Genomic DNA, 26,393 nt, shown 5'->3' on the forward strand with positions numbered 1-26,393 from the left:
GAGCGCTCCCCACCTCGTCACAGCCCGTTCCGGGAGATCACCTCCTGGTACCACCGGGCGCTGGCCTTCGGTGTGCGCCGCTGGGTCAGGTAGTCGACGTGGACGATCCCGAACCGCTTGCGGTACCCCTCGGCCCACTCGTAGTTGTCCAGCAACGACCATACGAGATAGCCGCGCAGGTCCACCCCCCGGCCGATGGCCGCGTGCACGGCCCGAAGGTGCCCGTCGAGGTAGGCGATCCGGTCGGCGTCGGCCACCCGACCGGCGGAGTCGGTCGTGCGGTCCGGGAAGGCCCCGCCGTTCTCGGTGATCATCAGCGGCAGGCCGGGGTAGTCGGCGGCGAGCCGGTCCAGCAGGCGGCCCAGCCCGGCCGGCTCGATCGCCCAGCCCATGTCGCTCACCGGCCCGGCGGCCGGCAGGAACTGCACCGCCCCCTCGGTGCCCGGCCAGGCGCTGCTGCCGGCCCCGTCCGGCCGCCCGGCCACGTAGGTCGGGGAGTAGTAGTTGATGCCGAGCAGGTCGATCGGGGCGGCGATCAGCTTCTCGTCGCCGTCCCGCAGGAACGTCGCCGGGTCGACCATCCGGGACACGTGCTCCAGCACGTCGGCGGGGTACCCGGCGCCGGTCAGCGGGTCCAGGAAGATCCGGTTCTGCAGCCCGTCGACCAGCCGGACCGCCGCCGCGTCCGCCGCGCTGTCCCGGTTCGCCGGCTGCACCTCCGCCGGGTTCAGGGTGATCCCGACGACCTCCGCGCCGCTCGCGCGCAGCGCCCGGACCGCCAGGCCGTGCCCGAGCAGCAGATGGTGTACGGCGGTGAAGGCCGCGCCCGGGTCGCTCACGCCGGGGGCGTGCACCCCGTTGCCGTACCCGAGGTAGGCCGAGCACCACGGCTCGTTGAGCGTGGTCCAGGTGCGGATGCGGTCGCCGAGCCGGCCGTGCACGGCCGCCGCGTACGTGGCGAAGTGCTCGGCGGTCTCCCGGTTGGTCCAGCCGCCCCGGTCCTCCAGGGCCTGCGGCAGGTCCCAGTGGTAGAGCGTGACGATCGGGTCGATGCCCCGGTCGAGCAGCGCGTCGGTGAGCCGGTCGTAGAAGTCCAGCCCGCGCGGCTCGACCGGCCCGGTGCCGTCGGGCTGGATCCGGGGCCACGCGATCGAGAACCGGTACGCCTTCAGCCCCAGCTCCGCCATCAGGGCCACGTCGTCGGCGTACCGGTGGTAGTGGTCGCAGGCGACGTCGCCGGTGTGGCCGGCGAAGACCTTGCCCGGCGTACGGCTGAAGGTGTCCCAGATCGACGGGCCGCGACCGTCGTCGCGGGCCGCGCCCTCGATCTGGTAGGAGGCGGTGGCCGCGCCCCAGACGAAGTTGTCGGGGAACCGTAGCTCGCTGCTCGCGCTCACGCCTTGACCGCACCTTCCATGATTCCGCCGATGATCTGGCGGCCGAACAGGACGAATACCAGCAAAAGGGGCAGAGTTGCGATGGCCGTGCCGGTGAAGACCTGTGACATGTCCTGGTAATAGCCGTCCGACAGCGCCCGCAGGGACAGCTGCACCGTCGGGTTCTCCGGGTCGTTGAGCACAGCGTACGGCCAGAGGAAGTCGTTCCAGGTCGTCATGAAGGTCAGCAGGCCGAGGACGGCCGCGGCCGGGCGCAACGCCGGCAGCACCACGTTCCAGTAGATCCGCGCCGTGCCGCAGCCGTCCATCCGGGCGGCCTCGATCAGCTCGGTGCTGACGGCCTGGCTGGCGTACTGGCGCATCATGAACACGCCGAACCCGGTGACCAGCGCCGGCACGATCACGGCCGGCAGCCGGTCGTTCCAGTTGAGCTTCGTCATCAGCAGGTACAACGGGATGACCCCGAGCTGGGTGGGGATCATCATCGTCGCGATGATCACCAGCAGCAGCCCGTTGCGGCCCCGGAACCGCAGCTTGGCGAAGGCGAACCCGGCCAGCGTGGAGAAGAAGACCACCGACACGGTGACCGTGACGGCCACGATCGCCGAGTTGATCAGACCGGTGAGGAAGTACGCGTCGGTGTTGTCGAACAGCCGGGCGATGTTCGCGCCCAGGTTGCCGCCGGGGGTGACCGGCGGCGGAATCTGGCCCATCGCGTCGCTGGAGCGGCTGGCGACCACGAACATCCAGTAGATCGGGAAGACCGACAGCAGGGCGGAGACGGCCAGGGCGGCGTACGTGAGCCGGCCGGCGGACCAGAGCTTGTTCATCGGGTGCGCTCCTTCCGGGGCCGGCGGACCCGCGCCGGCCCGTCGGTGCCGCCGAGCCGGCGCAGGATCACCACGTTGATCGCCGCGACGATCGCGATCAGGGCGAACAGCAGCCAGGCGACCGCCGAGCCGTAGCCGAAGTTGTAGTGCGGCGCGAAGGCGTTCTCGAACATGTACATGGTCATCGTCTGCGACTCGCGCAGCGGCCCGCCCCGGATCGGGTTGGTGCCGGAGTGGAACATCCGGGGCTCGGTGAAGAGCTGGAGGCCGCCGATGGTCGACACGATCACCGCGAAGATGATCGTCGGCTTGAGCAGCGGCACGGTGATCTTCCAGAACTGCCGGGCCCGGCTGGCCCCGTCGATCGCCGCCGACTCGTACAGGTCGCGGGGGATGGCCTGCATGGCGGCGAGGAAGATCAGCGCGTTGTAGCCGGTCCACCGCCAGTCGACCATGGCGGAGATGGCCACCCAGGAGGCGAACCGGTTGGACTTCCAGTCGATCGCGTCGACGCCGACCAGGTCGAGCAGCCAGTTGATCATGCCGAACTGGCGGCCGAACAGCACCCCGAAGACGATCGCCACGGCGGCGGTCGAGGTGACGTTCGGCACCAGCACCGCCATCCGCCAGGTGGTCCGGGCCCGCAGCCGCCGGTTGAGCAGGCTGGCCAGCCACAGCGCGGCGAACAGCTGCGGCACGGTCGAGATGACGAAGATGCCGAGGGTGTTGACCACCGAGTGCCAGAAGTCGGGGTCGGCCAGCAGGCGGGTGTAGTTCTCCCCGCCGACGAACGGGTGCTCCGCGGCGAGCAGGTCCCAGTCGTGCAGCGACACCCAGAACGTGTACGCCAGCGGGTACGCCCCGAACACGCCGAAGAGCAGGAAGAACGGTGCGATGTAGAGGTAGGGGGAGTACTTGTCGTCGAGCCGGCTGAGCCGGTACCTCCGGGGCGGGCGGGCGGTGCTCCGCTCCGTCGGTGTCACCGGTGGCAGGGCGTCGAGCTGGACGGCCATGGGCCCGGTCACTCCTTTCCGCGTCTTGCGCGGCGCGGGCGGCGCTCCGGCACGCCGGAGCGCCGCCCGCGCGTCCGCGTCGGGCCTACTTGGCGGCGGCCTTCTTGGCGTTGTTCACCGCGTCGGTCCACGCCTGCTCGGGGCTGCGCTGGCCGAGGTCGACGGTGCGGACGGCGTTCTCCACCTCGGTGCGGACGGCCTGGTTCTTCGGGCCCATGTAGACCGGCTTGAGGCTCTTCGCGCCCGCCGCGAAGATCTTGCCGACGGGGGCGTCGGAGAAGTACGCGTTCTTCGAGTCGACGATCGCCGGGTCGTCCAGCGCCTGCGGGTTGGACGGCAGCGGGCCCTTGGCCTTGAACGCCCCGATCTGCCCCTTGGCGCTGGTCAGGAACTTCGCCAGCTCGATCGCCTCGGCCTGGTGCTTGCTCTGCTTGGGCACGGCGAGGAAGGAGCCACCCCAGTTGCCGCCGTTGCCGGGCACCTGGGCGATGTCCCACTTGCCCTTGGCGGCCGGGCCGGCGTTGCCCTCGATGACGCCGGTCATCCAGGCCGGGCAGGCGATGGTGGCGAACTTCGCCTGCTTGAACGCCGAGACCCACTCCTCCGACCAGGAGCCGTACTTGCCGGACAGGCCGGAGTCGAGGATGTCCATCGTGGTGTCCCACGCCTGCCGCACGGCCGGGTTGCTGTCCACCACCAGGTTGTTGGCGGTGTCGTAGTAGTGGTAGCCCTGCGCGTTGCCGGCGGTCTGCAGCACGATCGTGTTGAAGATGTTGGTGGCCGAGTCCAGGAACGCCGCCCCGGTGTTGGCCGCCTTGAACTTCTCGCCGGTGGCGACGTAATCCTGCCAGGTGGGCCAGAGCTTGGACACCTCGTCGCGCTGGGTCGGCAGCCCGGCCTTGGCGAACAGGTCGCTGCGGTAGCACATCGCCATGCCGCCGACGTCGGTGCCGAGGCCGATGAGCTGCTTGCCGTCGGCGGTCAGCGCCTGGTTCCACTTCCAGTCGAGGAAGTTGCCCTTGAGCTCGGCCGCGCCGTGGTCGAGCAGGTTGACGAAGTTCTGCGGGTTGGCCTTGTACTCGACGAGCAGGCCCTCCTCGATCGCGACCACGTCGCCGGCGCCCTTACCGGCGGCGAGCCACTGGGTGAGCTTCGGCGAGTATTCGTCGAGGTTGCCGCCGGTGCCCCGCTCGACGATCTTCACGTCGGGGTGGGCGGCCATGTACTCCTGGTAGAGCTCCTGGTAGCCCATCTGGCCGAAGACGTCGACGGTCAGCGTGACCGGCCCGCCCTCGGCGGGCTCGTCCCCGCCGCAGCCGGCGGTGGTGAGCAGTGCGGTGGCCGCGACGAGGGCCACGGCCGCGAGGCGGCGGCGTGGAAAGACACCCATCTTGTTCTCGGACCCCTCTCAGGTCGTGCGCATGGTGGTGGGGACGGGGGTGGAACCTTCGAGAGAGCGCTCTCACAAGAGCCTGGCCGCTGGCTGCCGCGATGTCAATAGAGCGCTCTCGGAGCGGAAAGGAAGGGCCCCCTGTTAACGCATTCGGTAGAGCAGGGGCCCCTTCCTAACAACGCACGGCACGCGCGAATCGCCGGGCGGGCGGGGCGGCGGGCACGACGACGCGTGGCCCCGGCAACGCCGGGGGCCACGCGAGGCGGGAAAGAGGGCGGTCAGCCGGTGCGCAGGCCGTCGAGGAGGGCCCGGTCGCCCCGCACCCCGAGCGTGTCGAAGCTGACCCGGCCCATCAGCGCCAGCAGCAGGTCGCTCGCCGTGCCGGTGACCTCGACCCGGGCGTGGTGGTCGTCGTGGTCGAGGATGGTGTCGGTGTCCAGCAGCGCCACGCCCTCGCCGCGCAGCCGCAGGTACCAGTCCTGGCCCGCGTCGGGCGCGGCCAGGTGCACCACCCCGTGCCACTGGCCGGTGGCCTTGCGCCGGCCCGCCGGCAGCCAGGTGTCCAGCACCTCGCTCACCCCGTCGGCCGCGAGCTTGGCCTCGATCGGCTCACCGGCGGCGATGGCGAGCTGGGCGTCCCAGCGGTGCACCGAGGTCTCGTGCGCCATCCGGCGCGGCCAGAAGCCGGCCTTCTTCGGCTGCGGCGCCCAGTTCCACGTCGGGGTCTCCGGGTCCAGCCCGTCGAAGGTCGCCATCAACCGGTCGTACGACTGCTGCCAGAACTGCAGCGCGGACGTCCCGGCGGGCGGCGCGGCCGGGACGCTCGGGCGCTCGGGCCGGGTGGTGCCCCCGGTCGTCACGATGGTGTTCACCCAGCTGTAGACCTCGCCGAGGTGCACGGTCAGGTCGGTGATCGTCCAGCCGGGGCAGGAGAGCACGGGTGTCTCGGGGGGAGCCTCCGCAACGGCGGCGGCGAACGCGGGACCCTCGGTCCGCAGCGCGCCGATCCAGAAGTCCTTCGTGCCGTGCAGTCTGCTCATCACGATCCTCCCGGGCGACCGCGCCACCAAGTGGGTGCCGCGGCTCCCTCTCAGCCTAGGGTGAAAGGCGTGTCAGACGTTAGTGCCCGCCCGGCCACCGAAACCCGCGCCGCCGAACCGACCAGGTTGGCGGAATACACCACGCTGTGCCTCGGAGGCCCGGCCGGACGGATCGAGACCGCTGCCAGCGCCGAGGAGATCGTACAAAAGGTGCAGCAGGCCCGCCTGCGGGACGATGAGGTCCTGATCCTCGCCGGCGGCAGCAACGTGGTCGTCGGCGACGCCGGATTCCCCGGCACCGTCGTGCTGGTGCGCTCCCGGGGGCTGCGGGTCGTCGCCGAGGACGCCGACACCGTCACCGTACGGGTCGAGGCCGGCGAGCCGTGGGACGACCTCGTCGCCGCCACCGTCGCCAACGGCTGGTCGGGGCTGGAGTGCCTCTCCGGCATCCCCGGCTCGGCCGGCGCCACCCCGATCCAGAACGTCGGCGCGTACGGCCAGGAGGTCGCCGAGACGATCACCGGCGTGCAGGTGTACGACCGCGTCGAGGAGAGCCTGGGCCGGGTCGAGGCGGCCGACTGCGGCTTCGCGTACCGGTCGAGCATCTTCAAGTACAGCGAGCGCTGGGTGGTGCTGTCGGTCGACTTCCGGCTCGCCCGCTCCCCGCTGTCCGGCCCCGTCCGCTACGCCGAGCTGGCCCGGGCGCTCGGCGTCGAGCCCGGCGACGCGGTGCCGCTGGCCGACGCCCGGGCCGCCGTGCTGCGGCTGCGCGCCGGCAAGGGCATGGTGCTCGACGCCGCCGACCCCGACACCCGCTCGGTGGGCTCGTTCTTCACCAACCCGGTGCTCGACGGCGAGGCGTACGAGTTGCTGCGCGGGCGGGCCGCCGACCTCGGCGAGCCGCCGCACTGGCCCGGGGCCGGCGACACGGTGAAGGTGAGCGCCGCCTGGCTGATCGACAAGGCCGGCTTCGCCAAGGGCCACCCCGGCCCCGAGGGGGTGGCCATCTCCAGCAAGCACACCCTCGCCCTGACCAACCGCAGCGGCACCGCCAGCACCGCCGCGCTGATCGCCCTGGCCCGCGACATCCGCGACGGCGTGCACGCCCGCTTCGGCGTGCCCCTGCACCCGGAGCCGGTCCTGGTCAACTGCGCTGTCTGACGACCCCACCGGTCGGGCCGGGGAGCGGGGCGGCTCAGGCGGGGGCGACGACGGACCAGTCGACGGTCAGCTCGCCGTGCCGCCAGCGGCGGGGCCCGTCGGCGACCGGCCAGCCGGCGTCGCGGACCGCCGCCACCGCCCGCAGCCACCGCTGGCGGGGCCCGAAGGGCGCGTACGCGGCGGCGGAGCGCCACGCGTCGTCCAGGTCGCGGAGCAGGCCGTGGATCGCCTCGCCCGGCACGTTGCGGTGGATCAGCGCCTTCGGCAGCCGCTCGGCCAGCTCGGCGGGGCTGCCCAGCGTGGTGAGCTTCGCCGCCAGGGTGAGCGTGCGCGGGCCCTCGGAGTCGATCAGCAGCCAGCCGCCGAGCCGCCCCAGCTCGTCGCAGGTGCCCTCGACCAGCAACCCGCCCGGGGCCAGCCGCCCGGTGACCGTGCGCCAGGCGGCGGCCACCTCGGCCTCGTCGTACTGCCGCAGCACGTTGCACGCCCGGACCAGCGCGGGCCGCAGCCCGGCCAGCTCGAACCCGCCCCGGGCGAACGTGAGCCAAGGCGGGTCGGCGGCCGGCTGCGCGGCGGCGACGCGTACCGGATCGATCTCCAGCCCGACCACCCGCACGTCGGCGCGGACCCCGGCGGCGAGCCGGGCGCGCAGCTCCACGGCGGTGACCGGGGTCGCGCCGTAGCCGAGGTCGACCACCAGCGGGTCCGCCGCGTCCCGCAGCCGGCCGCCGCACGTCTCGACGATCCAGTTGTCGACCCGGCGCAGCCGGTTGGGGTTGGTCGTGCCCCGGGTGACGACCCCCTGCGGCCTCACCGCCGCCTCCGCCCGCGCGACCGGGGACCCATCAGCCTGCCCGGTGCACCTTGTGCTGCGCGGCCTGGGCCAGCGGGCGGACCACGAGCCGGTCGATGTTGACGTGCTGCGGCCGGGTCGCGCACCAGGCGACGCAGTCGGCGACGTCCTCGGCGACCAGCGGCTCGGCCACCCCGGCGTAGACCGCGTCGGCCCGGTCGGCGTCGCCGCCGAAGCGGACCAGCGCGAACTCGTCGGTCTTCACCATCCCCGGGTCGATCTCGATCACCCGGACGGGCCGGCCGCACAGCTCCAGCCGCAGCGTGCCGGCGACCGCCGTCTGCGCGTGCTTCGCGGCGCTGTAGCCGCCCCCGCCCTCGTAGACGACGTGGCCGGCGGTCGAGGAGACGATCACGATCGTGCCGGCCCCGGACGCCTCCAGCGCGGGCAGCAGTGCCTGGGTGACCCGCAGGGTGCCGAGCACGTTCACGTCGTACATCCACTGCCAGTCGCCCACCGACCCGGACTCCACCGGGTCGAGCCCGCGCGCGCCGCCGGCGTTGTTGACCAGCAGGGTGACCGGCCCGGGGGCCGCCGCGGCGGCCGCGGCGAGGCCCGCCACCGACTCCGCGGACGTGACGTCGCACTCGACGGCGGCGGCCGACCCGCCGGCCGCCCCGATCTCCGCGACGAGCGCGGCCAGCCGGTCGGTGCGCCGCGCGGCGGCCAGCACGTGGAACCCCTCGGCGGCCAGCCGGCGGGCCGTGGCCGCGCCGATCCCGCTGGACGCCCCGGTGACGATCGCGACAGAGGTCATCGGGCCATTCTCACCCCGCCGGGACGCCGCGCGCGCCGCCGGCCGGCCGCCCGCGTCGATGAGGTCCGTCACGCCCGGGGGCCGCCGGTACGAATTTCCGGTTCCCGATGGGGAAGATGACACGCGGCGCGCAGGTTGACCGAGGAGCGCCGGTCGTGCGGGACGGCATCAACCGTGACAGAGGGAGCGGACGTGGCGGAACAGCACACCGGCGTGGGTCGTCAGCGAGGTGCCCGGCCGTGGCCGCGCCCCCGGCGCATCGCCACCCTGTCGGTGCACACCTCGCCCCTGCACCAGCCCGGCACGGGCGACGCGGGCGGCATGAACGTCTACATCCTGGAGGTCGCCCGCCGGCTGGCCGAGGCCGACGTCGAGGTGGAGATCTTCACCCGGGCCACCTCCGGCGACCTGCCGCCGGTGGTCGAGATGTCCCCGGGCGTGCACGTCCGGCACGTCACCGCCGGCCCCCTGGAGGGGCTGACCAAGGAGGAGCTGCCCGGCCAGCTCTGCGCGTTCACGGCCGGGGTGCTGCGCACCGAGGCGGCCCGCCCGCCGGGCCACTACGACCTGATCCACTCGCACTACTGGCTCTCCGGGCAGGTCGGCTGGCTGGCCAAGGAACGCTGGGGGGTGCCGCTGGTGCACACCGCGCACACCCTGGCCAAGGTCAAGAACGACCGGCTCGCCGCCGGTGACCGCCCCGAGCCGAAGGCCCGCGTCATCGGCGAGGAGCAGGTCGTCGCCGAGGCCGACCGGCTGGTCGCCAATACCCGGGTGGAGGCCCGCGACCTGCTCGACCGGTACGACGCCGACCCGGCCCGGGTCACCGTGGTCGAGCCCGGCGTCGACCTGGACCGGTTCCGGCCCGCCGCCGGGGACCGGCACGCGGCCATGCTCGCCGCCCGCCGCCGGCTCGGCCTGCCCACCACGGGGTACGTGGTGGCCTTCGTCGGCCGGATCCAGCCGCTGAAGGCCCCCGACGTGCTGATCCGCGCCGCCGCCGCCCTGCGGGAACGGGACCCGCTCCTCGCCGACGAGCTGACCGTGGTGATCGTCGGCGGCCCCAGCGGCAGCGGGCTGGACCGGCCCACCGCCCTGATCGAGCTGGCCGCCTCGCTCGGGATCGCCGACCGGGTGCGCTTCCTGCCGCCGTGCACCGGCGACGACCTGCCGGCCGTCTACCGGGCCGCCGACCTGGTGGCCGTGCCGTCGCACAACGAGTCGTTCGGGCTGGTCGCCCTGGAGGCGCAGGCGTGCGGCACGCCCGTGCTGGCCGCCGCCGTGGGCGGCCTGGTGACCGCCGTACGCGACCAGGTCAGCGGGGTGCTCGTCGACAGCCACGACCCGGTCGACTGGGCCCGTACGCTGGCGGGGCTGCTGCCGGACCGGGCCCGCCGGGCGACCCTGGGGCGGGGCGCCGAGCAACACGCCCGCAACTTCTCCTGGGACCGCACGGTCGGCAACCTGCTCGCCGTCTACGGCGAGACGATCGCCGAGCACCGGGAGCGGCTGGCCAGCCGGCTCGCGGCGGACCGGGCGCTCTCCTGCGCCTGGTGAGGTGCAAGGAAGGGCCCCCTGTTAACGCATACGGTAGAGAAGGGCACCCTTCTCACCGCGCCGTCGCGCCACCGCCGGCGGCCGTAGAGTGGGGCGGATGAGCGCGAGGAGCCAGGTGGCCGCCCTGATCGAGTCGGTCTGTGCCGAGCGGGAGCTGGCGGTCGAGTCCACCGGCGAGGCGTCGTACGCGGTGACCCTGCCCGGCACCCACAAGCTCAAGACGATCTGCAACCTCGTCGTCGGCGAGCACGCGCTGCGGATCGAGGCGTTCGTGATGCGCCAGCCGGACGAGCGACGCGAGGAGCTGTGGGCCTGGCTGCTGCAGCGCAACGCGCGGATGTACGCCGTGTCGTTTTCCATCGACGCGGTCGGCGACGTCTACCTGACCGGCCGGGTGAACCTGGCGGGGGTCGACGAGGACGAGCTGGACCGGCTGCTCGGCAGCGTGCTGACGTACGCCGACGAGTCGTTCGACACGATGCTGGAGATCGGCTTCGGCAGCGCCATCCGGCGGGAGTGGGAGTGGCGGGTCAAGCGCGGCGAGTCCACGGCCAACCTGGCGGCGTTCGCGCACCTCTTCGAGCCGTCGCCCGCCGGCCGGGCTGCGGCGGGAGGTTCGGAGCCGTCCTGACGGGTATGCCGCACCGCGCGGTGCGGCACTGGGATCCACCGCGCGCCGAGGACGGACTGTCAAGGAGCGGAGCATCCCATGGCTCAGCGGAACAGCTCAGGTCGCGGCGGGGCTGCGACCAGGACGAGACGGCAGACGGGCAACCAGACCCCGAACACCCCGACGATCTCCGAGTCGGAGATCTCCCGCATGCGGGTGGACGACATCCGCGGCCAGCTGCGTCGTCGGGGCGTCGCCGGGATCTCCGTGCTGCGCAAGCCGGAGCTGGTGAAGGCCCTGGCCCGTACCCTGCGCGCCGAGGGCCGGGGCGCGGCGCGGCGCGGCACCGGGCCCGCGGGCCGCGCCAGCGGCACGAAGGCCAAGACCGCCGGGGGTACGCGCACCGCGGCCGCCGCCCGAACGAAGGCGACCCCGGCCCGGGCGAAGGCTTCCCCGGCCCCGACGAGGGCGAAGGCGGCCCCGGGCCGGGCCAAGGCGGCCCCGTCCCCGGCGCGGGCGAGGGCGGCCCAGAGCCGGGCGCGGACGACGGCATCCCCGGCGCGGACGACGGCCACCCCGACGCGGGCGGCCAAGGCGGCCCCGGCTTCGGCCTCGGCGCGCCGGGCCGCTTCGGCGAGGAAGGCGGCCCCGGCGCGGGCCGGCCAGGGCGCGGCCCAGCGGTCGGCGATCCGGACCGGCCGGTCGTCGTCCCGGTCGGCGCGGTCCTCGCAGCCGATCACCTCGCTCCAGGACCGGCCGGAGCGTCCGGGGCGCAGCCTGGTCACCACCAACCACGACGTGATCCGGCGCTGGGCGCGGGAGCGCAACGCCCGGCCGGCCACGATCGCGGGCACGGAGCGCAACGGCCGGGCAGGGGTGCTCACGTTCAACCTGCCGGGGTACCGGGAGAGCAGCCGGGTGCGGGAGATCACCTGGGACGAGTGGTTCCGCACCTTCGACGGCCGCAGGCTCAACCTGATCTACCAGGAGCAGCTGCGCGACGGCCGGCAGAGCAACTTCTTCCGCACGGAGTCACCCGATCGTGAGGACGCCTAGGCGTTTGCGGGGCCGGCGCACGGGTAGTCCCGGTGTGCCGGTGGTGACCCAGCGAACGGGTACGGTTTCGGACGGTGATGCTGTGACCGGCGAGACAGCCGTTCCGGGTTGAATCCGCAACCAGGGGAAACTAGCTTTATTGCACGCGCCACGCTCGTAACCGTTCGGGGGAGCGGTGGATCGATCAGATCCGTGCACGAGTGCAGGCGCAGGGACGGGTGGATCCCGCCGTTGGGGGACGGCGCCACCCGTTGGAACCGGCGGCGCGAGCGGGCGACGCTTACGGGGGTGAGTGTCGCCCGCCGCCGCCGGCACGATGCGGGCGCCCATCACGACCACTGGTCGAGGTGGGCGCTTTGCGTCGCCCCGGCCTTTCGTACCCCCGGATCCCGGCCTTTCGTGCCCCCGGATCTTGGACAGCTTCAGTTCACGACGGACGTCAACTGTCCACGTTCCGCCGGCGCGGGCCCGACGGGCTCGGCCGGCGGGCGCAGCGCCGTGGCCCGCCGCTCCCGGGCCGGCCCGGAGGCCAGGTGGGCGACCGCCACCACGACGCCGACCGCCGCGCAGCCCAGCCAGAGCGCCGCGTTGCCGGCCTGCTGCCGGACCAGGCCGCCGAGGATCGGCGCGCTGGCCCCGGCGACCTGCCAGGACAGCGAGAAGACGCCCTGGTACCGGCCGCGCAGGTCGGCGGGGGAGAGCTCCGCGATCAGGGTGGAGTTCGACGGCGAGTTGAGCATCTCGCCGAGGGTCCAGACGAGCACCGTGAGGGCGTAGAACCAGGCGGCGTCGGCGAACGCGGTCAGCCCGAACCCGACGCCCATCACCACGGCGGCGAGGGCGAGCACGTGCGAGCGGCTGCGCCCACGGATCAGCCGGGGCACGAAGAGCTGCCCGGCCACGATGAGCACCCCGTTGAGCGCGATCACCACGCCGTACGTGGACGGGCTCAGGCCGTCGTCGCCCATGGCGATCGGCAGCATCGAGATGTGCTGGAGGAAGACCAGCGCGCCGAGCAGGTTGAGCGCCACGAAGCCCAGGTAGACCCGGTCGCCGAGGATGGTGCGCAGCGCCCCGCGGGGACGGGCGGCCCCGGCGGGGTGCACGGCGGCGCGGGCCGGAGCCCGGGTCTCGGCCACCTTCACGAAGATGATCACGGCGGTGGCCAGGGTGGTCGCCGCGTCGATCACGAACAGCAGGAGGTAGCTGGCCTCGGCGGCCAGGCCGGCGAGGATCGCCGCGCAGGCGAAGCCGAGGTTGATCGCCCAGTAGTTCAACGAGAACGCGCGCAGCCGGTCCCGCTCCGGCACCACGTCGATCATCATCGCGCCGAACGCCGGGCGGGCCGCCTCGGCGAACAGGCCGAGCAGCAGCGCCCCGCCGGCCACCGCCCAGAGCTGCTGGGCGAAGCCGAGGGTGAGCATCATGGCCGCCGCGCCGAGGTGGGCGGTGAGCAGCGTCGGTCGCCGGCCCCACCGGTCGGCGAGCGTCCCGCCCAGCGTCGTCCCGACCGCGCCGCCGACGCCCCACAGGCCGAGCACGAGGCCGGCGGCCAGCTCGTCGAAGCCGCGCTCCTGGGTGAGGTAGATGGCCAGGAAGACCAGGACGAACGAGCCGAGGCGGTTGATCAGGGTGCCCGTCCACAGGTACCAGAAGGTCCTGGGCAGCCCGCCCGTGGTGTCCCGGAACCAGCCCCGCATCGCCCGCACGCTCGCGCCCCCGCCTTGGTAATGACCGATGTATCTAAAGCGCCTTACAACCTAGTCGCGGGGCCGAAGGCCGGTCACCGGCTTTTCCACGTGGTGGTCGTCACCGCAGGTCCCCGCGTGTCCGTCGACGGAGTGCGGCAGGATGATCGGCATGACTGCGAGCGAAGGGCCCACCGTCGGGACGCTGGTCCTGCTGCGGCACGGCGAGAGCGACTGGAACGCGAAGAACCTCTTCACCGGCTGGGTCGACGTCGACCTGACCGTCAAGGGTGAGGCGGAGGCGCGCCGCGGCGGTGAGCTGCTGCGCGAGCACGACCTGCTGCCGGACGTGGTGCACACCAGCGTGATGCGCCGGGCGATCCGCACCGCCGAGCTGGCGCTGAACGCCGCCGACCGGCACTGGATCGCGGTGCGCCGGTCGTGGCGGCTCAACGAGCGCCACTACGGCGCCCTGCAGGGCAAGAACAAGAAGCAGACCCTCGACGAGTACGGCGAGGAGCAGTTCATGCTCTGGCGTCGGTCGTACGACACCCCGCCGCCGCCGATCGCCGACGACGACGAGTGGTCGCAGGTGGGCGACCCCCGGTACGCGCTGCTGCCGACCGAGCTGATGCCGCGCACCGAGTGCCTCAAGGACGTCGTCGAGCGGATGCTGCCGTACTGGTACGACTCGATCGTGCCGGACATCCTGGCGGGCCGGACGGTGCTGGTGGCCGCGCACGGCAACTCGCTGCGCGCGCTGGTCAAGCACCTCGACCAGATCAGCGACGAGGCGATCGCCAAGCTCAACATCCCGACCGGCATCCCGCTGCGCTACGACCTGGACCCGCAGCTGCGTCCGCAGGTCCTCGGCGGGACGTACCTCGACCCGGCCGCCGCCAAGGAGGCCGCCGCCGCGGTCGCCAACCAGGGCCGCTGACCGACGAAGGAAGGGCCCCTTGTTATCGCGAAAGCGATAACAAGGGGCCCTTCCTAACGCCTGGGGCGCTCACTCGGCCGCGGCGGCCGGCTCCCCGGTGATCAGGTAGACGACGTGCTCGCCGGCGTTGACCGCGTGGTCGGCGAACCGCTCGTAGAAGCGGCCGAGCAGGGTGGCGTCGATCGCCGTCTCCACCCCGTACGGCCAGTCGTCGCCGAGCAGCACCCCGAACAGGCTCTTGTGCAGGTCGTCCATGGCGTCGTCGTCGCGGTCCAGCTCGGCGGCGAGGTCGGCGTCGGGCTTGGCCAGCACCGAGCCGATCTTCTCGGCCATCCGGTCGGCGATCGACGCCATGTCGACGAAGACCGGCCGCAGCTCCGCCGGCACGGCCGGCGAGGGGTGCCGGCGCAGCGCGGTCTTCGCCACGTGGTCGGCCAGGTCCCCCATCCGCTCCAGGTCGGCGGCCACGTGCAGGGCGGTGATCATGGCCCGCAGGTCGGAGGCGACGGGGGCCTGCCGGGCCAGCAGGTCGCAGACCCGCTCCTCGACGTGCCGGTAGAGCTCGTCGATCTCGGCGTCCCGCTCGATCACGTTCTCGGCGGCCTGGCGGTCGGCGGTGAGCAGGGCGCGGGTGGCCTGGCGCATGGCCGCGCGGATGGCCTCGGCCATGTCCACCAGCAGCTGGCTGACAATCTGGAGGTCGGCCCGGAACTCGTCGCGCATCATCACGTCCTGTGGTCGGTGGTCGCCGGCCCGGGGCTGCGGGCGTCGGCGCTGGTCTGGCAGGGTGCGCGACAACCGTAGGCCGGGGGAGATGACCGGAGGTGAACGCTGGTGAACGACGCGGGACCGACGGGTGAACATCGCCGGAAGCGAGAGCGTTTCGTCCCGTTTGTGGCGATGTCCAGATGAACAATGACCCTACGATCGCCGGGTGGAGTGGGCGGTGACGACGGCGGCGGTCGTGACACTGGTGGCCGGGCTGGCCATCGGGTCGCTGCTGCCCCGGCTCGTCCGGTCGTGGCGTCGCCGCGGCCCGGCCGCCGGGAGCGGCGGCCCCGCCCGCCTGTTCCGGACCAGGGGGAGGCCCGTGATGGTCGACGAGCAGCAGACCGGCCTCTCCAGCCTGGGCCGCCGCACGGTGGACTCGCTGCGGGCCGGCGTCGTGGTACTCGGCCCCGATGACGTGCCGGTCCTGGTCAACCCGGCGGCCCGCGCGATGGGGCTGCTGCGCACCGGGGCCACGCCCGGCTCGATCGCCGCGCACCCGCTGATCCGTACCCTCGCGGGGCAGGTCCGGCGCACCGGCGTGCGGCGCGAGATCGAGCTGGACCTGCCGCGCGGCCGCGACGCCTCCGGCCCCGACCCGCTCGGCGTGCACCTGCGCGCGATGGCCATCGGCGGCGGGCACGTGGCCGTGGAGGCGGCCGACGTCACCGAGTCGCACCGGCTGGCCCGGGTCCGCCGGGACTTCGTGGCCAACGTCAGCCACGAGCTGAAGACGCCCATCGGGGCCCTGCAACTGCTCGCCGAGGCGCTGCTGGACGCCACCGAGCCGGCCGGCGCGGCGGCCCCCGACCTCTCCGAGGACCTGGTCGCCGCGCGCCGGTTCGCCGAGCGCATCCAGCACGAGTCGACCCGGCTGGGGCGGCTGGTGCAGGAACTGCTGGAGCTGACCCGGCTCCAGGGCGCCGAGCCGCAGCCCGCCCCGGAGCCGGTCGCCGTGGACTGGGTGATCGCCGAGGTGATCGACCGCACCCGCACCACCGCCGCCGCCCGGCGGATCGAGGTGGCCACCGAGGGCGAGCGCGGCCTGACGGTCTACGGCAGCGACGCCCAGCTCGCCACCGCCGTGGCGAACCTCGTCGAGAACGGCATCACCTACTCGGGCGAGGACACCACCGTCCGGGTCACCACCCGGTCCGACGGCGAGCACGTCACGATCTCCGTCGCCGACCAGGGCATCGGGATCGCGCCGACGGACGTCGAGCGGATCTTCGAACGGTTCTACCGGGCCGACCAGGCCCGTTCCCGGGCCACCGGCGGCACCGGCCTCGGCCTGGCCATCGTCAAACACATCGCCAGCAACCATGGCGGCCGGGTCGAGGTGTCGAGCACTCTTGGTGGTGGGTCGACGTTCACCCTCCGGCTGCCGGCCCGTCCACCGGACGACCTGCTGCCGACACCGCAATCGGATGGGATCGAGGCCGGCCCGGCCGAGCTCCGGCAGGTCCGACCGCTATGAAAGGAATACCCCGTTGAGCCGCGTTCTGGTGGTCGAGGACGAGGAGTCGTTCTCCGACGCCCTGTCGTACATGCTCCGCAAGGAGGGCTTCGAGGTCTCGGTCGCGGCCACCGGCCCGTCCGCCCTCACCGAGTTCGACCGGACGGGCGCGGACATCGTGCTGCTCGACCTCATGCTGCCCGAGATGTCCGGCACCGAGGTGTGCCGGCAGCTCCGCCAGCGCTCGCACGTGCCGATCATCATGGTCACCGCGCGGGACAGCGAGATCGACAAGGTCGTCGGCCTGGAGATCGGGGCCGACGACTACGTGACGAAGCCGTACTCGCCCCGGGAGCTGGTGGCCCGGATCCGGGCGGTGCTGCGCCGGCAGACCCCCGACGTGGCCGAGTCGGGGGCGCCGACCCTGGCGGCCGGGCCGGTGCGGATGGACATCGAGCGGCACGTGGTCACCGTGGACGGGGGCACCGTGCAGCTTCCGCTCAAGGAGTTCGAGCTGCTGGAGCTGCTGCTGCGCAACGCCGGCCGGGTGCTGACCCGGGGCCAGCTCATCGACCGGGTCTGGGGCGCCGACTACGTCGGCGACACGAAGACCCTCGACGTGCACGTCAAGCGGCTGCGCTCGAAGATCGAGCCGGAGCCGTCCGCGCCGCGCTTCATCGTCACCGTCCGGGGCCTGGGCTACAAGTTCGAGCCGTGACGGGCCCGATCACCGCCTGACCGCACCCGGTCGGTGCGCTGAGCACTCGCCAGCGTGGTTAGGAAGGGGCCCTTCCTATGCAGAAAGCGTTAACAGGGGGCCCTTCCTTACGCGCTGGCCGGGTGGGGGGCGATCTGGCCCTGCCGCAGCCGGGCCGCGCACAGCTCCGCGAGCTTCGCGTACGCCGCCGCGCCGACCAGCGCGGTCAGCTCCGGGCCGTACGAGACGTACATCGGCTCGGTGCCGACGTGCGCGTCCGTCGACGAGGTGCACCACCAGTCGAGGTCGTGCCCGCCCGCGCCCCAGCCCCGCCGGTCGAACTCGGCCAGCGTGGAGACCAGCACCTTCGTGTTGTCCGGCCGCTTGTGCCACTCCTGGTCCCGGCGGACCGGCAGCTGCCAGCAGACGTCCGGCTTGTATTCCAGCGGGTGCACCCCGTCGCGCAGGGCCTGCGCGTGCAGCGCGCAGCCGCCCCCGCCGGGAAAGTCGGCGTCGTTGAGGAACACGCACGGTGCGTCGATCGCGCGGGTGGCGGTGCGCCGGGCCGGCGTCTTGCCGTCGACCGTGTCGTTCTCGGTCCAGTTCTTGAACCCGCGCCGGAAGTGCTGCCAGTTTTCCGGGGTGAGCCGCTTGACGGCCGCCCGGACCCGCTTCTCGTCGTCGGAGTCGGTGAAGAACGCCCCGTGCGAGCAGCAGCCGTCGGCGGCCCGGCCGGCGACGATGCCGTGGCAGCCCTGGCCGAACACGCAGGTCCAGCGGGACAGCAGCCAGGTCAGGTCGGCGCGGATCACGTGCGTGGCGTCGGCCGGGTCGACGAACTCGATCCACTCCCGGGGAAAGTCCAGCCCCACCTCGCGGCTGCGCGGGTCGTCGGGGTCGTCCACCAGCACCTGGATCTCGATCTGGCTCGTCACCCGGACCAGCGTACGCCCGGTGCCCCGCTCGCACCGGCGAGCCACCGATCCGGGCAGGCCCTAGTGTCTTCGGCATGCGACTGGGAGTCCTCGACGTCGGTTCCAACACGGTGCACCTGCTGGTGGTCGACGCCCACCACGGCGCGCACCCGTGGCCGGCGCACTCGGAGAAGGTGGTGCTCCGGCTCGCGGAGCAGATCGGCCCGGACGGGGCGCTCACCGAGGCCGGCGCGGACGGGCTGGTCCGGGCGGTCGACGCGGCCCGCGCCTCGGCCACCCGGCTGGGCAGCGACGACCTGCTGGCCTTCGCCACCTCCGCGGTGCGCGACGCCACCAACGCGGCCGAGGTGCTGGCGCGGGTGCGCGAGGCCACCGGCGTACGGCTGGAGGTGCTCTCCGGCGCGGACGAGGCGCGGATGACGTTCCTCGCGGTCCGGCGGTGGTTCGGCTGGTCGGCGGGCCGGCTGCTCGCCCTGGACATCGGCGGCGGGTCCCTGGAGATCGCCGCCGGCATCGACGAGGACCCGGACGTCGCGGTCTCCCTGCCGCTCGGTGCGGGCCGGCTGACCCGGGAGCGGCTGCGCATCGACCCCGACGGCGCGGAGCCGCCGCCGGCCGGGGCCGTGGCGGAACTGCGGGAGTACGTCGACGGGCTGCTCGACCCGGTGGTGGAGAAGATGGCCGAGGTGGGCTGGGAACGCCCCGTGGCCACCTCGAAGACGTTCCGCACCCTGGCCCGGCTGGCCGGGGCGGCCCCCTCCGGCGCCGGCCTGTGGGCCCGGCGCAGCCTGACCCGGGACGGGCTGCGGCAGGTGCTCGGCTTCGTCCGGCACATCCCGCCGCGCCACCTGAGCGAGCTGGAGGGGGTGAGCGTCGGCCGGGCGCACCAGTTGCTGGCCGGGGCGGTGGTGGCCGAGGCGGTGCTGCGCCGGCTCGACGTGCCCGCGTTGGACATCTGCCCGTGGGCGCTGCGGGAGGGGGTCATCCTGCGCCAGCTCGACCGGCTCACCGAACGCTGAACGCCCGGTGACCTGCCGTGACGTCCCGGAGGCCCGTTGCGGCGCTACGGGCGATTTGCGATTACTCGTCACGATGCCGCAACGTGGGCCGGGCTACGCTGGCAGCTGTGACTTCCCGCGTCCCGGTGCTCCTGTCCACGTCCTCGGTGTTCCCTGAGCGGACCGCGGCGGCGTTCCAGCTGGCCGCGGCACTCGGATACGACGGCATCGAGGTCATGGTCTGGACCGACGCCGTCAGCCAGGACGCCGGCGCGCTGCGCGGCCTCGCCGCGCACTACGGCGTGCCGGTGCTCTCCGTCCACGCCCCCTGCCTGCTGGTCACCCAGCGGGTGTGGAGCCCCGACCCGTGGGAGCGGCTGCGCCGCGCCGCCGAGCTGGCCGACACCCTGGAGGCGCCCACCGTCGTGGTGCACCCGCCGTTCACCTGGCAGCGCGACTACGCCCGCACCTTCGCCGACGGGCTGGACGAGGTCGCCGGGCGGTTCACCGGGCTGCGCTTCGCCGTGGAGAACATGTACCCGGTGCGGATGGCCGGCCGGCAGTTCGTCCCGTACGCCCCCGGGTGGGACCCGACCGAGACCGGCTACCCGTCGTACACCCTCGACCTGTCGCACTGCGCGGCCTCGCACACCGACGCCCTGGCCATGGCTGACCGGATGGGGTCGAGCCTCGCCCACGTGCACCTCGGCGACGGCACCGGCGAGGGGCGCGACGAGCACCTGGTGCCGGGGCGCGGCGGCCAGCCCTGCGGCGAGCTGCTGCGCTCCCTGGCCGGGCGTGGCTTCACCGGCTCGGTGGCCGTCGAGGTCACCACGCGGGGCGCGAAGAGCCGCGCCGTCCGCGAGGCCGACCTGCGCGAGGCCCTGGAGTTCGCCCGCGCCAATCTGACCGCGCCGTCCCCCGTCGACGCCTGAGCCGCGCTCGCTGCCCGGCCGGCCCGGCGCCCGGGGCGACCCGGCCCGGTCAGCGGGCCGGGGCCAGCGCCTCGGCCGGGGCGGTGACCTGCTGCTCGCCGATCGCCGCCCGCTTGCGGGCCCGGTGCGCGGCCACGTGCGACCGGGTGGCGCAGCGCTCCGAGCAGAACCGCCGGCAGCAGTTCGACGAGGTGTCCAGGTAGACGTTGCCGCAGCGCTCGTCGGCGCAGACCCCGAACCGGGCGCTGCCGTACTGGCAGAGCCACACCGACAGGCCCCACACCGCGCCGGCCAGGTATTCCGCGCTCACCGACGCGCCCCGGCTGGTGACGTGCATGTGCCAGTCGCTGGAGTCGTGGCCGGAGATGCGCGGCTGCACCGGGTACGCCTCCAGCAGCGCGTTCAGCTCGGCGACCGCCTCGATGTCGCGCCCCGAGGTGCCGTAGTCGAAGACGTCCCGCAGCCGCTTCTGCGCCCGCCGGAAGATCGCCAGGTCCCGGTCCGCGACCTCGTCGCGCATCCACGCGTTCTCGTCGGGGAAGAGGGCCCGCAGGTCGTCGAGGTCGTCCAGCCGGGCGTTGACGAGGTCAACCCCGGTCCGGGCGTACGCGTCGAAGTTCACACCCCAACGGTAGACGACTCACGTCAGGCGCGGCGTGTCGATGTAGTGCGGCAGGAACCGGGCGTAGTTGTCGGTGATGAGGCTGGTGCTCTCCCGCAGGCCCGCGCCGGCCGGCTCGCCGTCGACGATCCAGCTGCCCAGCACCACGTGGTTGCCGTCGAAGCTCGGCAGGGCCCGGAACTCCTGGTAGCAGAAGCCCTCGTCGCCGTAGTCGCTGGGATTGCTGACCTCCCCGGCGGGCGTGACGATCCGCACCGACCCGCCCTCGCGGCCGAGCAGCGGCTTCGCCACGTACTCGGTCATCTGCCGCGGCGAGTCGAGGTACGCGGGGAGGAGGTACTCGTGCCCGGGGAACAGCTCCCACAGCACGGCGAGCAGCGCCTTGTTGGACAGCAGCAGCTTCCAGGCCGGCTCGATCCAGGTCGTCGGGGTGCCCGGCTCCAGGGCCAGCGGCCCGTACGGCTCGGCGAGCATCCACTCCCACGGGTAGAGCTTGAAGCAGGTGGTGACCGGACCGTCGGTGGCGTCGACGAAGCGCCGGCCGTCCCAGCCGATGTCCTGGATCGGCAGCAGCTCCGCCTTCAGCCCCGCCTGCCGGGCGGTCTCGGCGAGGTAGCCGGCCGTGATCTGGTCCTCGCCCGACTCCTCCTCGTTCGACCACACCACGTGCACCCGGTCGTCGTGCAGGCCCGCGCCGATGCGCGCCCACGCCGCGACGAGGCGCTCGTGCAGGCTGTTCCACTGGTCCGCCGCCGGGCGCGTCTCCTCCAGCCAGAACCACTGCACGATGCTCGCCTCGACCAGCGAGGTGGGGGTGTCGGCGTTGTATTCCAGCAGCTTCGGCGGCCAGCTGCCGTCGTAGCAGAGGTCGAACCGGCCGTAGAGGCTCGGCGGCTTCTCGCGCAGCGAACGGGCCACCGCCTCGGCCGCCCATTCGGGGATGCCGAACTCGGCGTACCGGCCCCGGGCCACCACGTGCTCGGCGGCGGCGACGCACATCCGGTGCAGCTCGGCGGTCGCCTCCTCCAGCCGGAGCACCTCCTCCAGCCCGAAGACGTACGCGGCGGTCTCGTCCCAGTACGACACGATCCCGCCGTCGGGCAGCTCCGTGTCGATGTAGACGAGGCCCTGCGAGCGGACCGTGGCGTCCCAGTCGGCGCGCGGGGTGGCCGCCTCGCGCCGCACGTCAGCCGCCGCAGGAGGCGAGATGGGTGCCGAAGCCGCCGCGCTCCGGCACCGCCGCGGCGGCACCCGCCCGGGGGTCGCCGCGCCCGGCGTCGGTGGTGACGGCGGTGCCGGTGGCGGGCACGTGCATCGCCAGCGCCACGGTCGTCCCGCCGCCGACCGGCCCGAGCGCGCAGTCGTCGTCATCGTCGTCGCCGGAGGACATGTTGCAGCCGGAGATGGTGAGCGCGAGGGCGGTCAGCGCGCCGAGCTGCACGGTGGCCGACCGGAGCCGGCGTCGGGGGCGTTGTTCCACGGCATCGTTGTAGCTGATCCGCGCCACGTCACCCGTCCCGGGGCTGCGCCGGCGGGGCCGCCGCCCGGCGGGGTGGTGCCCGCTGGCGTTACGCTCAGCTCATGCTCCGTTCCGTCATCCTTGCCGCCTCCCGGTCATCCCAGGTCGAGCGGCTCGTTGCGACGGCCCCGTTCACCCGGGACGTCGTCCGCCGGTTCGTCGCCGGCGCCGGCACCGACGACGCGTTGCGCGCGACCCGCGAACTCGTCGCCGAGGGCCTCGCGGTCACCCTCGACAACCTCGGCGAGGACACCGTCACCGCAGAGCAGGCCACCGCCACCCGAGACGAGTACCTGAAGCTGCTGGGTCTGCTCTCCGCCGCCGGGCTCACCCCGGCCGCCGAGGTCAGCGTGAAGCTCTCCGCGCTCGGCCAGCGCTTCGACGAGCGGCTCGCGTACGACAACGCGCGGGCGATCTGCGCCGCGGCGGACGAGGCGGGCACCACGGTCACCCTGGACATGGAGGACCACACCACCACCGACTCGACGCTGGACACGCTGGCCCGGCTCCGCAAGGACTTCCCGGCGACGGGGGCGGTCCTCCAGGCGTACCTGCGGCGGACCGAGTCGGACTGCCGCGAGCTGGCGTACGCCGGCTCCCGGGTGCGGCTGTGCAAGGGCGCGTACCGGGAGCCGGAGTCGGTGGCTTACCAGGCGGCCCGCGAGGTGGACAAGTCGTACGTGCGGTGCCTCAACATCCTGATGTCCGGCGACGGGTTCCCGATGCTGGCCACCCACGACCCGCGCCTGATCGCCATCGGCGAGGACCGGGCGCGCTGGTTCGACCGGGGGCCGGAGCGGTTCGAGTTCCAGATGCTCTACGGCATCCGGCCGGAGGAGCAGGCCCGGCTCGTCGGCGACGGCTACACCGTGCGCACCTACCTGCCGTACGGCACCGACTGGTACGGCTACCTCATGCGCCGCCTCGCCGAACGTCCCGCGAACCTGGCCTTCTTCGGCCGGGCCCTGATGTCGAAGAAGTGACCCCAGCGGGGGAATGAACTCACCCGTCCGAGCGGACCGGGCGCTAAGCGCTTGACGCGATTGGCTAATCGAGTTAGCTTTCAGGCTATGACTGTTAGCTACGTGGAGCGGGACGGTGGGCGGATCGCCTACGAGGTGCACGGGGCGGGCCCGCTGGTGGTCCTCGCGCACGGCATGGGGGAGAACCGGGCGGCCTACCGCCACCTGGTCCCGCTGCTGGTCGACGCCGGCTACCGGGTGGCGTCGGTGGACGTACGCGGGCACGGCCAGTCCAGCGCCGGCTGGCCGACGTACGCCCCGGCCGAGGTCGGCGGCGACCTGCTGGCCGTCGTCCGCGCCCTCGGCAGCGGCCCCGCCACGCTGGTCGGCAACTCCTCCAGCGGCGCCGCCGTGGTCTTCGCCGCCGCCGACGCCCCCGACCTGGTCGGCGCGATCGTCCAGGTCGGCGCCTTCGTCACCGAGCGGAAGCTGAACCCGGTCCTGCGGCTGGCCGTGGCGGCGGTGCTGCGCAGCCCCCGGCTGTTCGGCATGTTCCACCGCAGCCTCTTCCCCAGCGGCCGGCCGGCGGACTACGCCGCGTACCGCAAGGCGATGGTGGCCAACCTGCGCGAACCCGGCCGGATGGCGGCGATGCGCGGGGTCGCGGCCCCGGCCGAGCCGCAGTGGACCACCCGGGCCCCCGAGGTGCGCCAGCCGGTCCTCGTGCTGATGGGCACGAAGGACCCCGACTTTCCCGACCCCGGCGCCGAGGCCCGCGCCGCCCGCCGGCTCTTCACCACCGCCGAGGCCCGCATGATCGACGACTCCGGTCACTACCCGCACGCCGACCGGCCGGCCGAGACCGCCGCGCAGCTCGTCGCCTTCCTCAAGGCCACCGCCCGTGCCTAGGGCCGGGCTCAACCAGCAGATCGTCGTGCGCGAAGCCGCCCGGCTCGCCGACGAGGTCGGCCTCGACCAGCTCACCCTCGCCGCCCTCGCCGGTCGGCTCGGCGTCGCCCTGCCCAGCCTCTACAAGCACGTCAAGGGCGCCGACGCGCTGACCCGCAAGCTCGCCGCGCTGGCCACCGCCGAGCTGGCCGACGCGCTCACCTCGGCCGCCGCCGGCCGCGCGGGCGAAGACGCCCTGCGCGCCGTCGCCGCCGCCTACCGCGACTACGCCCGCCGGCACCCCGGGCGCTACGTCGCCGCGCAACGCGCGCCCGACGCCGGTGACCCCGACCACGTCGCCGCCGCCGGGCGGGCCGTCGGCGCGATCTACGCCATCCTGCGGGGGTACGGCCTCGACGGCGACGACGCCGTCGACGCCACCCGGGTGCTCCGCAGCGCCCTGCACGGCTTCCTCGCCCTGGAGGCCGCCGGCGGCTTCGGGCTGCCGCGTGACCTCGACCGCTCGTACGACCAGCTCGTCGCCGGGCTGGACGTGGCGTTCCGCTCCTGGCCCAGGAAGGACTGACCGGTGTACCTGCTCGCCCTGGCCCTGATCTTCCTGCTCGAACTCGCCGTGCTCGTCGCCGGCGGCTGGTGGGGCTTCACCCTGGACGCGGGCTGGGCGGTCCGGATCGCCGCCGGGATCGGCGCGCCGGTGCTCCTCGCCGCCGCCTGGGGGGTCTTCGGCGCGCAGAAGGCCGCCGTGCCGCTGCCCGGCCCGGCGAAGCTCGCCTTCCAGGCCGCCTGGTTCGTCACCGGCGGGCTCCTGCTGCTTCTCGCCGGCCGTCCGGTGCCCGCCGCGGTGCTGGTCGGCCTCTGGTTGCTCGACCGGGTCCTGCTGGCGCTCACCGCACCATCGGACTGACTGCTCGACGGTCGGCGGCCCCGGGCGGCCCGTGGCGCGTTCGCCCGATCCGCCCCGGAGGTCGTACCCTTCGCCGGGTGACCGACGGCTTGGACGGCATGCACCGGTGGGACCAACCACGACGGCGTCGGCCCTGGCCGCTGTGGGCCGCGCTCGGCGTGGTGCTGGTGCTGCTCACCTGCGGCCTGCCGACCGTGCTGCTGGCCGGCGTGCTGCACGAGGCGGCGGACCGGCCGACGATCGGCCGCCTCGGGCCCACCGTGCCCGCCGACCCCGCTGTCGAGGCCGCCCGGCAGCTCGGCGAGCGGATCTCCGGCCAGCTCGACCGCCAGGCCGCCGCCCTGCTCGGCGGCGACCGGGCCGGCTTCCTCGCCGTCGCCGAGCCCGCCGCCCACCCCGCCCTGGCCCGCCGGTACGCCGCCCTGCGCGCCCTGCGGGTCACCGTGTGGCGACCCGAGCAGACCGGCCTACCCACGACCGTGGCCGGGCGGCCCGACGAGTGGCGGATCGTGGTGCGCTTCCAGTACTGCTTCGTGGTGCCCGGCTGCCGGCCGAGCCCCGTGCTCGTCGGCACCCGGTGGCGGGACTCCGGCGGGCAGGTCCGGCTGGTCGCCATGGAGGAGTCCCGGTCCGCCGAGACCGGCACCCGGCCGTGGGAGGTGAGCGACCTGGTCGTGGCGGTGGGCCCGCGTACGGTCGTGGCCACCACCCCGGCGCTGCGCGGGAAGCTTCCCGGCCTCCTCCGCCAGGCCGAGGCCGCGGCGCGGACCGCCGACGCGTACGCGGTCGCCGGCCCGCCGCCCGACCGGTACCGCGTCTTCTACGCCGGCAAGGCGGAGTGGCTGAGCTGGTACGGCGGCGGCCGCCCGGCGTGGACCGGCGGGTACGCCGTCACCGTCGGCGGCGGCCACCACGAGGTGGTCCTCAACGCCGACGGGCTCTCCGCCACCGGCGCCGACGACCTGCTCCGGCACGAACTGACGCACGCCGCCTCCCTGCCCGAGCGCGGGTACCCGGGGCGGGAGACGTGGTGGCTGGTGGAGGGGCTCGCCGAGTACGCGGGCGTCGGCGGAACACCGGTCGGTCGCTACGAGGGGCTCGCCGAGGTGCGCGAGCTGCTGGCGCCGGGCGGCGGCTGGACCGGCCGGCTCGACGACCTCACCCCGGCCGAGGACGCGTCCGCCCGGCGCGTCGGCGGCAGCTACGGCGTCGGCTACCTGGCCGTACGGCACCTCGTCGACCGGTTCGGCGAGCAGCGGGTGCTCGCCTTCTTCAAGGCGGTCGTGCACGACCGGCGGACCGCGGAGGAGGCGTCCGGGGAGGCGTTCGGCGAGCCGTGGGCGGGCCTGCACGACGAGTGCGTCGCGTACGCCCGGACGGCGGTCGGCTGACC

General features: G+C 73.7%; 27 protein-coding genes. 14 read left to right on the plus strand and 13 right to left on the minus strand.

Translation table 11 applies throughout. The features are described 5' to 3' along the window. Positions 1 to 17: 17 nt before the first annotated feature. From LPA42_RS25845 to LPA42_RS25865, 5 genes are all read right to left on the minus strand, one after another. Positions 18 to 1,397, minus strand: a complete 1,380-nt coding sequence (locus LPA42_RS25845; RefSeq protein ID WP_077938177.1) for a GH1 family beta-glucosidase — start codon at positions 1,395 to 1,397, stop codon at positions 18 to 20. Next, complete coding sequence (locus tag LPA42_RS25850; protein ID WP_043965268.1) at positions 1,394 to 2,227, minus strand: carbohydrate ABC transporter permease; 834 nt, start codon at positions 2,225 to 2,227, stop codon at positions 1,394 to 1,396. The genes LPA42_RS25845 and LPA42_RS25850 overlap by 4 nt, the downstream gene beginning before the upstream one ends. Then, positions 2,224 to 3,240 (minus strand): carbohydrate ABC transporter permease, encoded by a 1,017-nt coding sequence (locus LPA42_RS25855; RefSeq protein ID WP_077938178.1) that lies wholly within the window; start codon positions 3,238 to 3,240, stop codon positions 2,224 to 2,226. The genes LPA42_RS25850 and LPA42_RS25855 overlap by 4 nt, the downstream gene beginning before the upstream one ends. 85 nt (positions 3,241 to 3,325) lie before the next feature. Next, a complete protein-coding gene (locus tag LPA42_RS25860; RefSeq protein ID WP_077938179.1) occupies positions 3,326 to 4,630 on the minus strand; it encodes an extracellular solute-binding protein in 1,305 nt (434 codons plus the stop codon). A gap of 281 nt (positions 4,631 to 4,911) precedes the next feature. Continuing rightward, complete coding sequence (locus LPA42_RS25865) at positions 4,912 to 5,673, minus strand: maleylpyruvate isomerase family mycothiol-dependent enzyme (protein WP_077938180.1); 762 nt, start codon at positions 5,671 to 5,673, stop codon at positions 4,912 to 4,914. 69 nt (positions 5,674 to 5,742) lie between these two features. On the opposite strand from LPA42_RS25865, the gene LPA42_RS25870 reads away from it, so the two are divergent. Beyond that, positions 5,743 to 6,834 carry a UDP-N-acetylmuramate dehydrogenase gene (locus LPA42_RS25870; protein WP_077938181.1) on the plus strand — a complete coding sequence of 364 codons (1,092 nt, stop codon included), beginning with the start codon at positions 5,743 to 5,745 and terminating at the stop codon, positions 6,832 to 6,834. A gap of 34 nt (positions 6,835 to 6,868) precedes the next feature. On the opposite strand, the gene LPA42_RS25875 is transcribed toward LPA42_RS25870, so the two are convergent. Both LPA42_RS25875 and LPA42_RS25880 read right to left on the minus strand, forming a co-directional pair. Then, positions 6,869 to 7,648, minus strand: coding sequence for an SAM-dependent methyltransferase (locus LPA42_RS25875; protein ID WP_077938182.1), 780 nt, complete (start codon positions 7,646 to 7,648; stop codon positions 6,869 to 6,871). 31 nt (positions 7,649 to 7,679) lie between these two features. After that, on the minus strand, positions 7,680 to 8,444 hold the full coding sequence (locus LPA42_RS25880; RefSeq protein WP_077938199.1) for an SDR family NAD(P)-dependent oxidoreductase: 765 nt from the start codon (positions 8,442 to 8,444) through the stop codon (positions 7,680 to 7,682). A gap of 192 nt (positions 8,445 to 8,636) precedes the next feature. Here LPA42_RS25880 and mshA point away from each other — a divergent pair, with 192 nt between their 5' ends. The 3 genes from mshA (at position 8,637) to LPA42_RS25895 (ending at position 11,667) form a co-directional block, all read left to right on the plus strand. After that, complete coding sequence (mshA, locus tag LPA42_RS25885; RefSeq protein ID WP_077938183.1) at positions 8,637 to 10,001, plus strand: D-inositol-3-phosphate glycosyltransferase; 1,365 nt, start codon at positions 8,637 to 8,639, stop codon at positions 9,999 to 10,001. A gap of 97 nt (positions 10,002 to 10,098) precedes the next feature. Further along, the gene (locus LPA42_RS25890; RefSeq protein WP_077938184.1) at positions 10,099 to 10,632 is read left to right on the plus strand and encodes a YbjN domain-containing protein; all 534 of its coding nucleotides are present in this window, start codon (positions 10,099 to 10,101) and stop codon (positions 10,630 to 10,632) included. 189 nt (positions 10,633 to 10,821) lie between these two features. Beyond that, entirely contained in the window at positions 10,822 to 11,667 is an 846-nt protein-coding gene (locus LPA42_RS25895; RefSeq protein WP_228986928.1) for a hypothetical protein, read from the plus strand. A 422-nt stretch (positions 11,668 to 12,089) separates the two neighbouring features. On the opposite strand, the gene LPA42_RS25900 is transcribed toward LPA42_RS25895, so the two are convergent. Continuing rightward, on the minus strand, positions 12,090 to 13,376 hold the full coding sequence (locus tag LPA42_RS25900) for an MFS transporter (RefSeq protein WP_077938186.1): 1,287 nt from the start codon (positions 13,374 to 13,376) through the stop codon (positions 12,090 to 12,092). A 151-nt stretch (positions 13,377 to 13,527) separates the two neighbouring features. Between LPA42_RS25900 and LPA42_RS25905 the strand changes: the two genes are divergently transcribed. Then, the gene (locus tag LPA42_RS25905) at positions 13,528 to 14,295 is read left to right on the plus strand and encodes a phosphoglyceromutase (RefSeq protein WP_077938200.1); all 768 of its coding nucleotides are present in this window, start codon (positions 13,528 to 13,530) and stop codon (positions 14,293 to 14,295) included. 69 nt (positions 14,296 to 14,364) lie between these two features. On the opposite strand, the gene phoU is transcribed toward LPA42_RS25905, so the two are convergent. Further along, positions 14,365 to 15,018 carry a phosphate signaling complex protein PhoU gene (gene phoU, locus LPA42_RS25910; protein ID WP_043965293.1) on the minus strand — a complete coding sequence of 218 codons (654 nt, stop codon included), beginning with the start codon at positions 15,016 to 15,018 and terminating at the stop codon, positions 14,365 to 14,367. 211 nt (positions 15,019 to 15,229) lie between these two features. Between phoU and LPA42_RS25915 the strand changes: the two genes are divergently transcribed. Next, positions 15,230 to 16,540, plus strand: a complete 1,311-nt coding sequence (locus LPA42_RS25915) for a cell wall metabolism sensor histidine kinase WalK (RefSeq protein WP_077938187.1) — start codon at positions 15,230 to 15,232, stop codon at positions 16,538 to 16,540. 13 nt (positions 16,541 to 16,553) lie between these two features. After that, the gene (locus tag LPA42_RS25920; protein ID WP_043965295.1) at positions 16,554 to 17,237 is read left to right on the plus strand and encodes a response regulator transcription factor; all 684 of its coding nucleotides are present in this window, start codon (positions 16,554 to 16,556) and stop codon (positions 17,235 to 17,237) included. Positions 17,238 to 17,344: 107 nt separating this feature from the next. On the opposite strand, the gene LPA42_RS25925 is transcribed toward LPA42_RS25920, so the two are convergent. Then, the gene (locus LPA42_RS25925; protein ID WP_096761667.1) at positions 17,345 to 18,151 is read right to left on the minus strand and encodes a hypothetical protein; all 807 of its coding nucleotides are present in this window, start codon (positions 18,149 to 18,151) and stop codon (positions 17,345 to 17,347) included. A gap of 74 nt (positions 18,152 to 18,225) precedes the next feature. Here LPA42_RS25925 and LPA42_RS25930 point away from each other — a divergent pair, with 74 nt between their 5' ends. Beyond that, complete coding sequence (locus LPA42_RS25930) at positions 18,226 to 19,170, plus strand: Ppx/GppA phosphatase family protein (protein ID WP_077938188.1); 945 nt, start codon at positions 18,226 to 18,228, stop codon at positions 19,168 to 19,170. 107 nt (positions 19,171 to 19,277) lie between these two features. After that, positions 19,278 to 20,084 (plus strand): sugar phosphate isomerase/epimerase, encoded by an 807-nt coding sequence (locus LPA42_RS25935; protein ID WP_176734114.1) that lies wholly within the window; start codon positions 19,278 to 19,280, stop codon positions 20,082 to 20,084. A 49-nt stretch (positions 20,085 to 20,133) separates the two neighbouring features. On the opposite strand, the gene LPA42_RS25940 is transcribed toward LPA42_RS25935, so the two are convergent. From LPA42_RS25940 to LPA42_RS25950, 3 genes are read right to left on the minus strand one after another with little or no spacing between them, the layout of a single operon-like run. Then, positions 20,134 to 20,706 (minus strand): CGNR zinc finger domain-containing protein, encoded by a 573-nt coding sequence (locus tag LPA42_RS25940; protein WP_077938189.1) that lies wholly within the window; start codon positions 20,704 to 20,706, stop codon positions 20,134 to 20,136. A gap of 18 nt (positions 20,707 to 20,724) precedes the next feature. Beyond that, complete coding sequence (locus LPA42_RS25945) at positions 20,725 to 21,891, minus strand: glutathionylspermidine synthase family protein (protein ID WP_077938190.1); 1,167 nt, start codon at positions 21,889 to 21,891, stop codon at positions 20,725 to 20,727. A 1-nt stretch (position 21,892) separates the two neighbouring features. Further along, positions 21,893 to 22,186, minus strand: coding sequence for a hypothetical protein (locus LPA42_RS25950; RefSeq protein WP_228986921.1), 294 nt, complete (start codon positions 22,184 to 22,186; stop codon positions 21,893 to 21,895). Positions 22,187 to 22,287: 101 nt separating this feature from the next. Here LPA42_RS25950 and LPA42_RS25955 point away from each other — a divergent pair, with 101 nt between their 5' ends. From LPA42_RS25955 to LPA42_RS25975, 5 genes are all read left to right on the plus strand, one after another. Then, on the plus strand, positions 22,288 to 23,208 hold the full coding sequence (locus LPA42_RS25955; protein WP_043965299.1) for a proline dehydrogenase family protein: 921 nt from the start codon (positions 22,288 to 22,290) through the stop codon (positions 23,206 to 23,208). Between the two features lie 87 nt (positions 23,209 to 23,295). Then, positions 23,296 to 24,096, plus strand: a complete 801-nt coding sequence (locus tag LPA42_RS25960) for an alpha/beta fold hydrolase (RefSeq protein WP_077938191.1) — start codon at positions 23,296 to 23,298, stop codon at positions 24,094 to 24,096. Further along, positions 24,089 to 24,661 (plus strand): TetR/AcrR family transcriptional regulator, encoded by a 573-nt coding sequence (locus LPA42_RS34585; protein WP_077938192.1) that lies wholly within the window; start codon positions 24,089 to 24,091, stop codon positions 24,659 to 24,661. The genes LPA42_RS25960 and LPA42_RS34585 overlap by 8 nt, the downstream gene beginning before the upstream one ends. A gap of 3 nt (positions 24,662 to 24,664) precedes the next feature. Further along, positions 24,665 to 25,000 carry a YrdB family protein gene (locus LPA42_RS25970; RefSeq protein WP_077938193.1) on the plus strand — a complete coding sequence of 112 codons (336 nt, stop codon included), beginning with the start codon at positions 24,665 to 24,667 and terminating at the stop codon, positions 24,998 to 25,000. Between the two features lie 77 nt (positions 25,001 to 25,077). Then, complete coding sequence (locus LPA42_RS25975; RefSeq protein WP_077938194.1) at positions 25,078 to 26,391, plus strand: hypothetical protein; 1,314 nt, start codon at positions 25,078 to 25,080, stop codon at positions 26,389 to 26,391. Positions 26,392 to 26,393 lie beyond the last annotated feature (2 nt).

The sequence above is a fragment of the Micromonospora sp. DH13 genome, assembly GCF_020873825.1.
Taxonomy (GTDB): domain Bacteria; phylum Actinomycetota; class Actinomycetes; order Mycobacteriales; family Micromonosporaceae; genus Micromonospora; species Micromonospora haikouensis.

Coding starts and splice junctions, on each gene's coding strand:
- LPA42_RS25930 (WP_077938188.1), top strand. CDS start 18,226: ATGCGACTGGGAGTCCTCGACGTCGGTTCCAACACGGTGCACCTGCTG.
- LPA42_RS25865 (WP_077938180.1), bottom strand. CDS start 5,673: ATGAGCAGACTGCACGGCACGAAGGACTTCTGGATCGGCGCGCTGCGG.
- LPA42_RS25955 (WP_043965299.1), top strand. CDS start 22,288: ATGCTCCGTTCCGTCATCCTTGCCGCCTCCCGGTCATCCCAGGTCGAG.
- LPA42_RS25905 (WP_077938200.1), top strand. CDS start 13,528: ATGACTGCGAGCGAAGGGCCCACCGTCGGGACGCTGGTCCTGCTGCGG.
- LPA42_RS25890 (WP_077938184.1), top strand. CDS start 10,099: ATGAGCGCGAGGAGCCAGGTGGCCGCCCTGATCGAGTCGGTCTGTGCC.
- LPA42_RS25855 (WP_077938178.1), bottom strand. CDS start 3,240: ATGGCCGTCCAGCTCGACGCCCTGCCACCGGTGACACCGACGGAGCGG.
- LPA42_RS25960 (WP_077938191.1), top strand. CDS start 23,296: ATGACTGTTAGCTACGTGGAGCGGGACGGTGGGCGGATCGCCTACGAG.
- LPA42_RS25860 (WP_077938179.1), bottom strand. CDS start 4,630: ATGGGTGTCTTTCCACGCCGCCGCCTCGCGGCCGTGGCCCTCGTCGCG.
- phoU (WP_043965293.1), bottom strand. CDS start 15,018: ATGCGCGACGAGTTCCGGGCCGACCTCCAGATTGTCAGCCAGCTGCTG.
- LPA42_RS25850 (WP_043965268.1), bottom strand. CDS start 2,227: ATGAACAAGCTCTGGTCCGCCGGCCGGCTCACGTACGCCGCCCTGGCC.
- LPA42_RS25895 (WP_228986928.1), top strand. CDS start 10,822: ATGCGGGTGGACGACATCCGCGGCCAGCTGCGTCGTCGGGGCGTCGCC.
- LPA42_RS25880 (WP_077938199.1), bottom strand. CDS start 8,444: ATGACCTCTGTCGCGATCGTCACCGGGGCGTCCAGCGGGATCGGCGCG.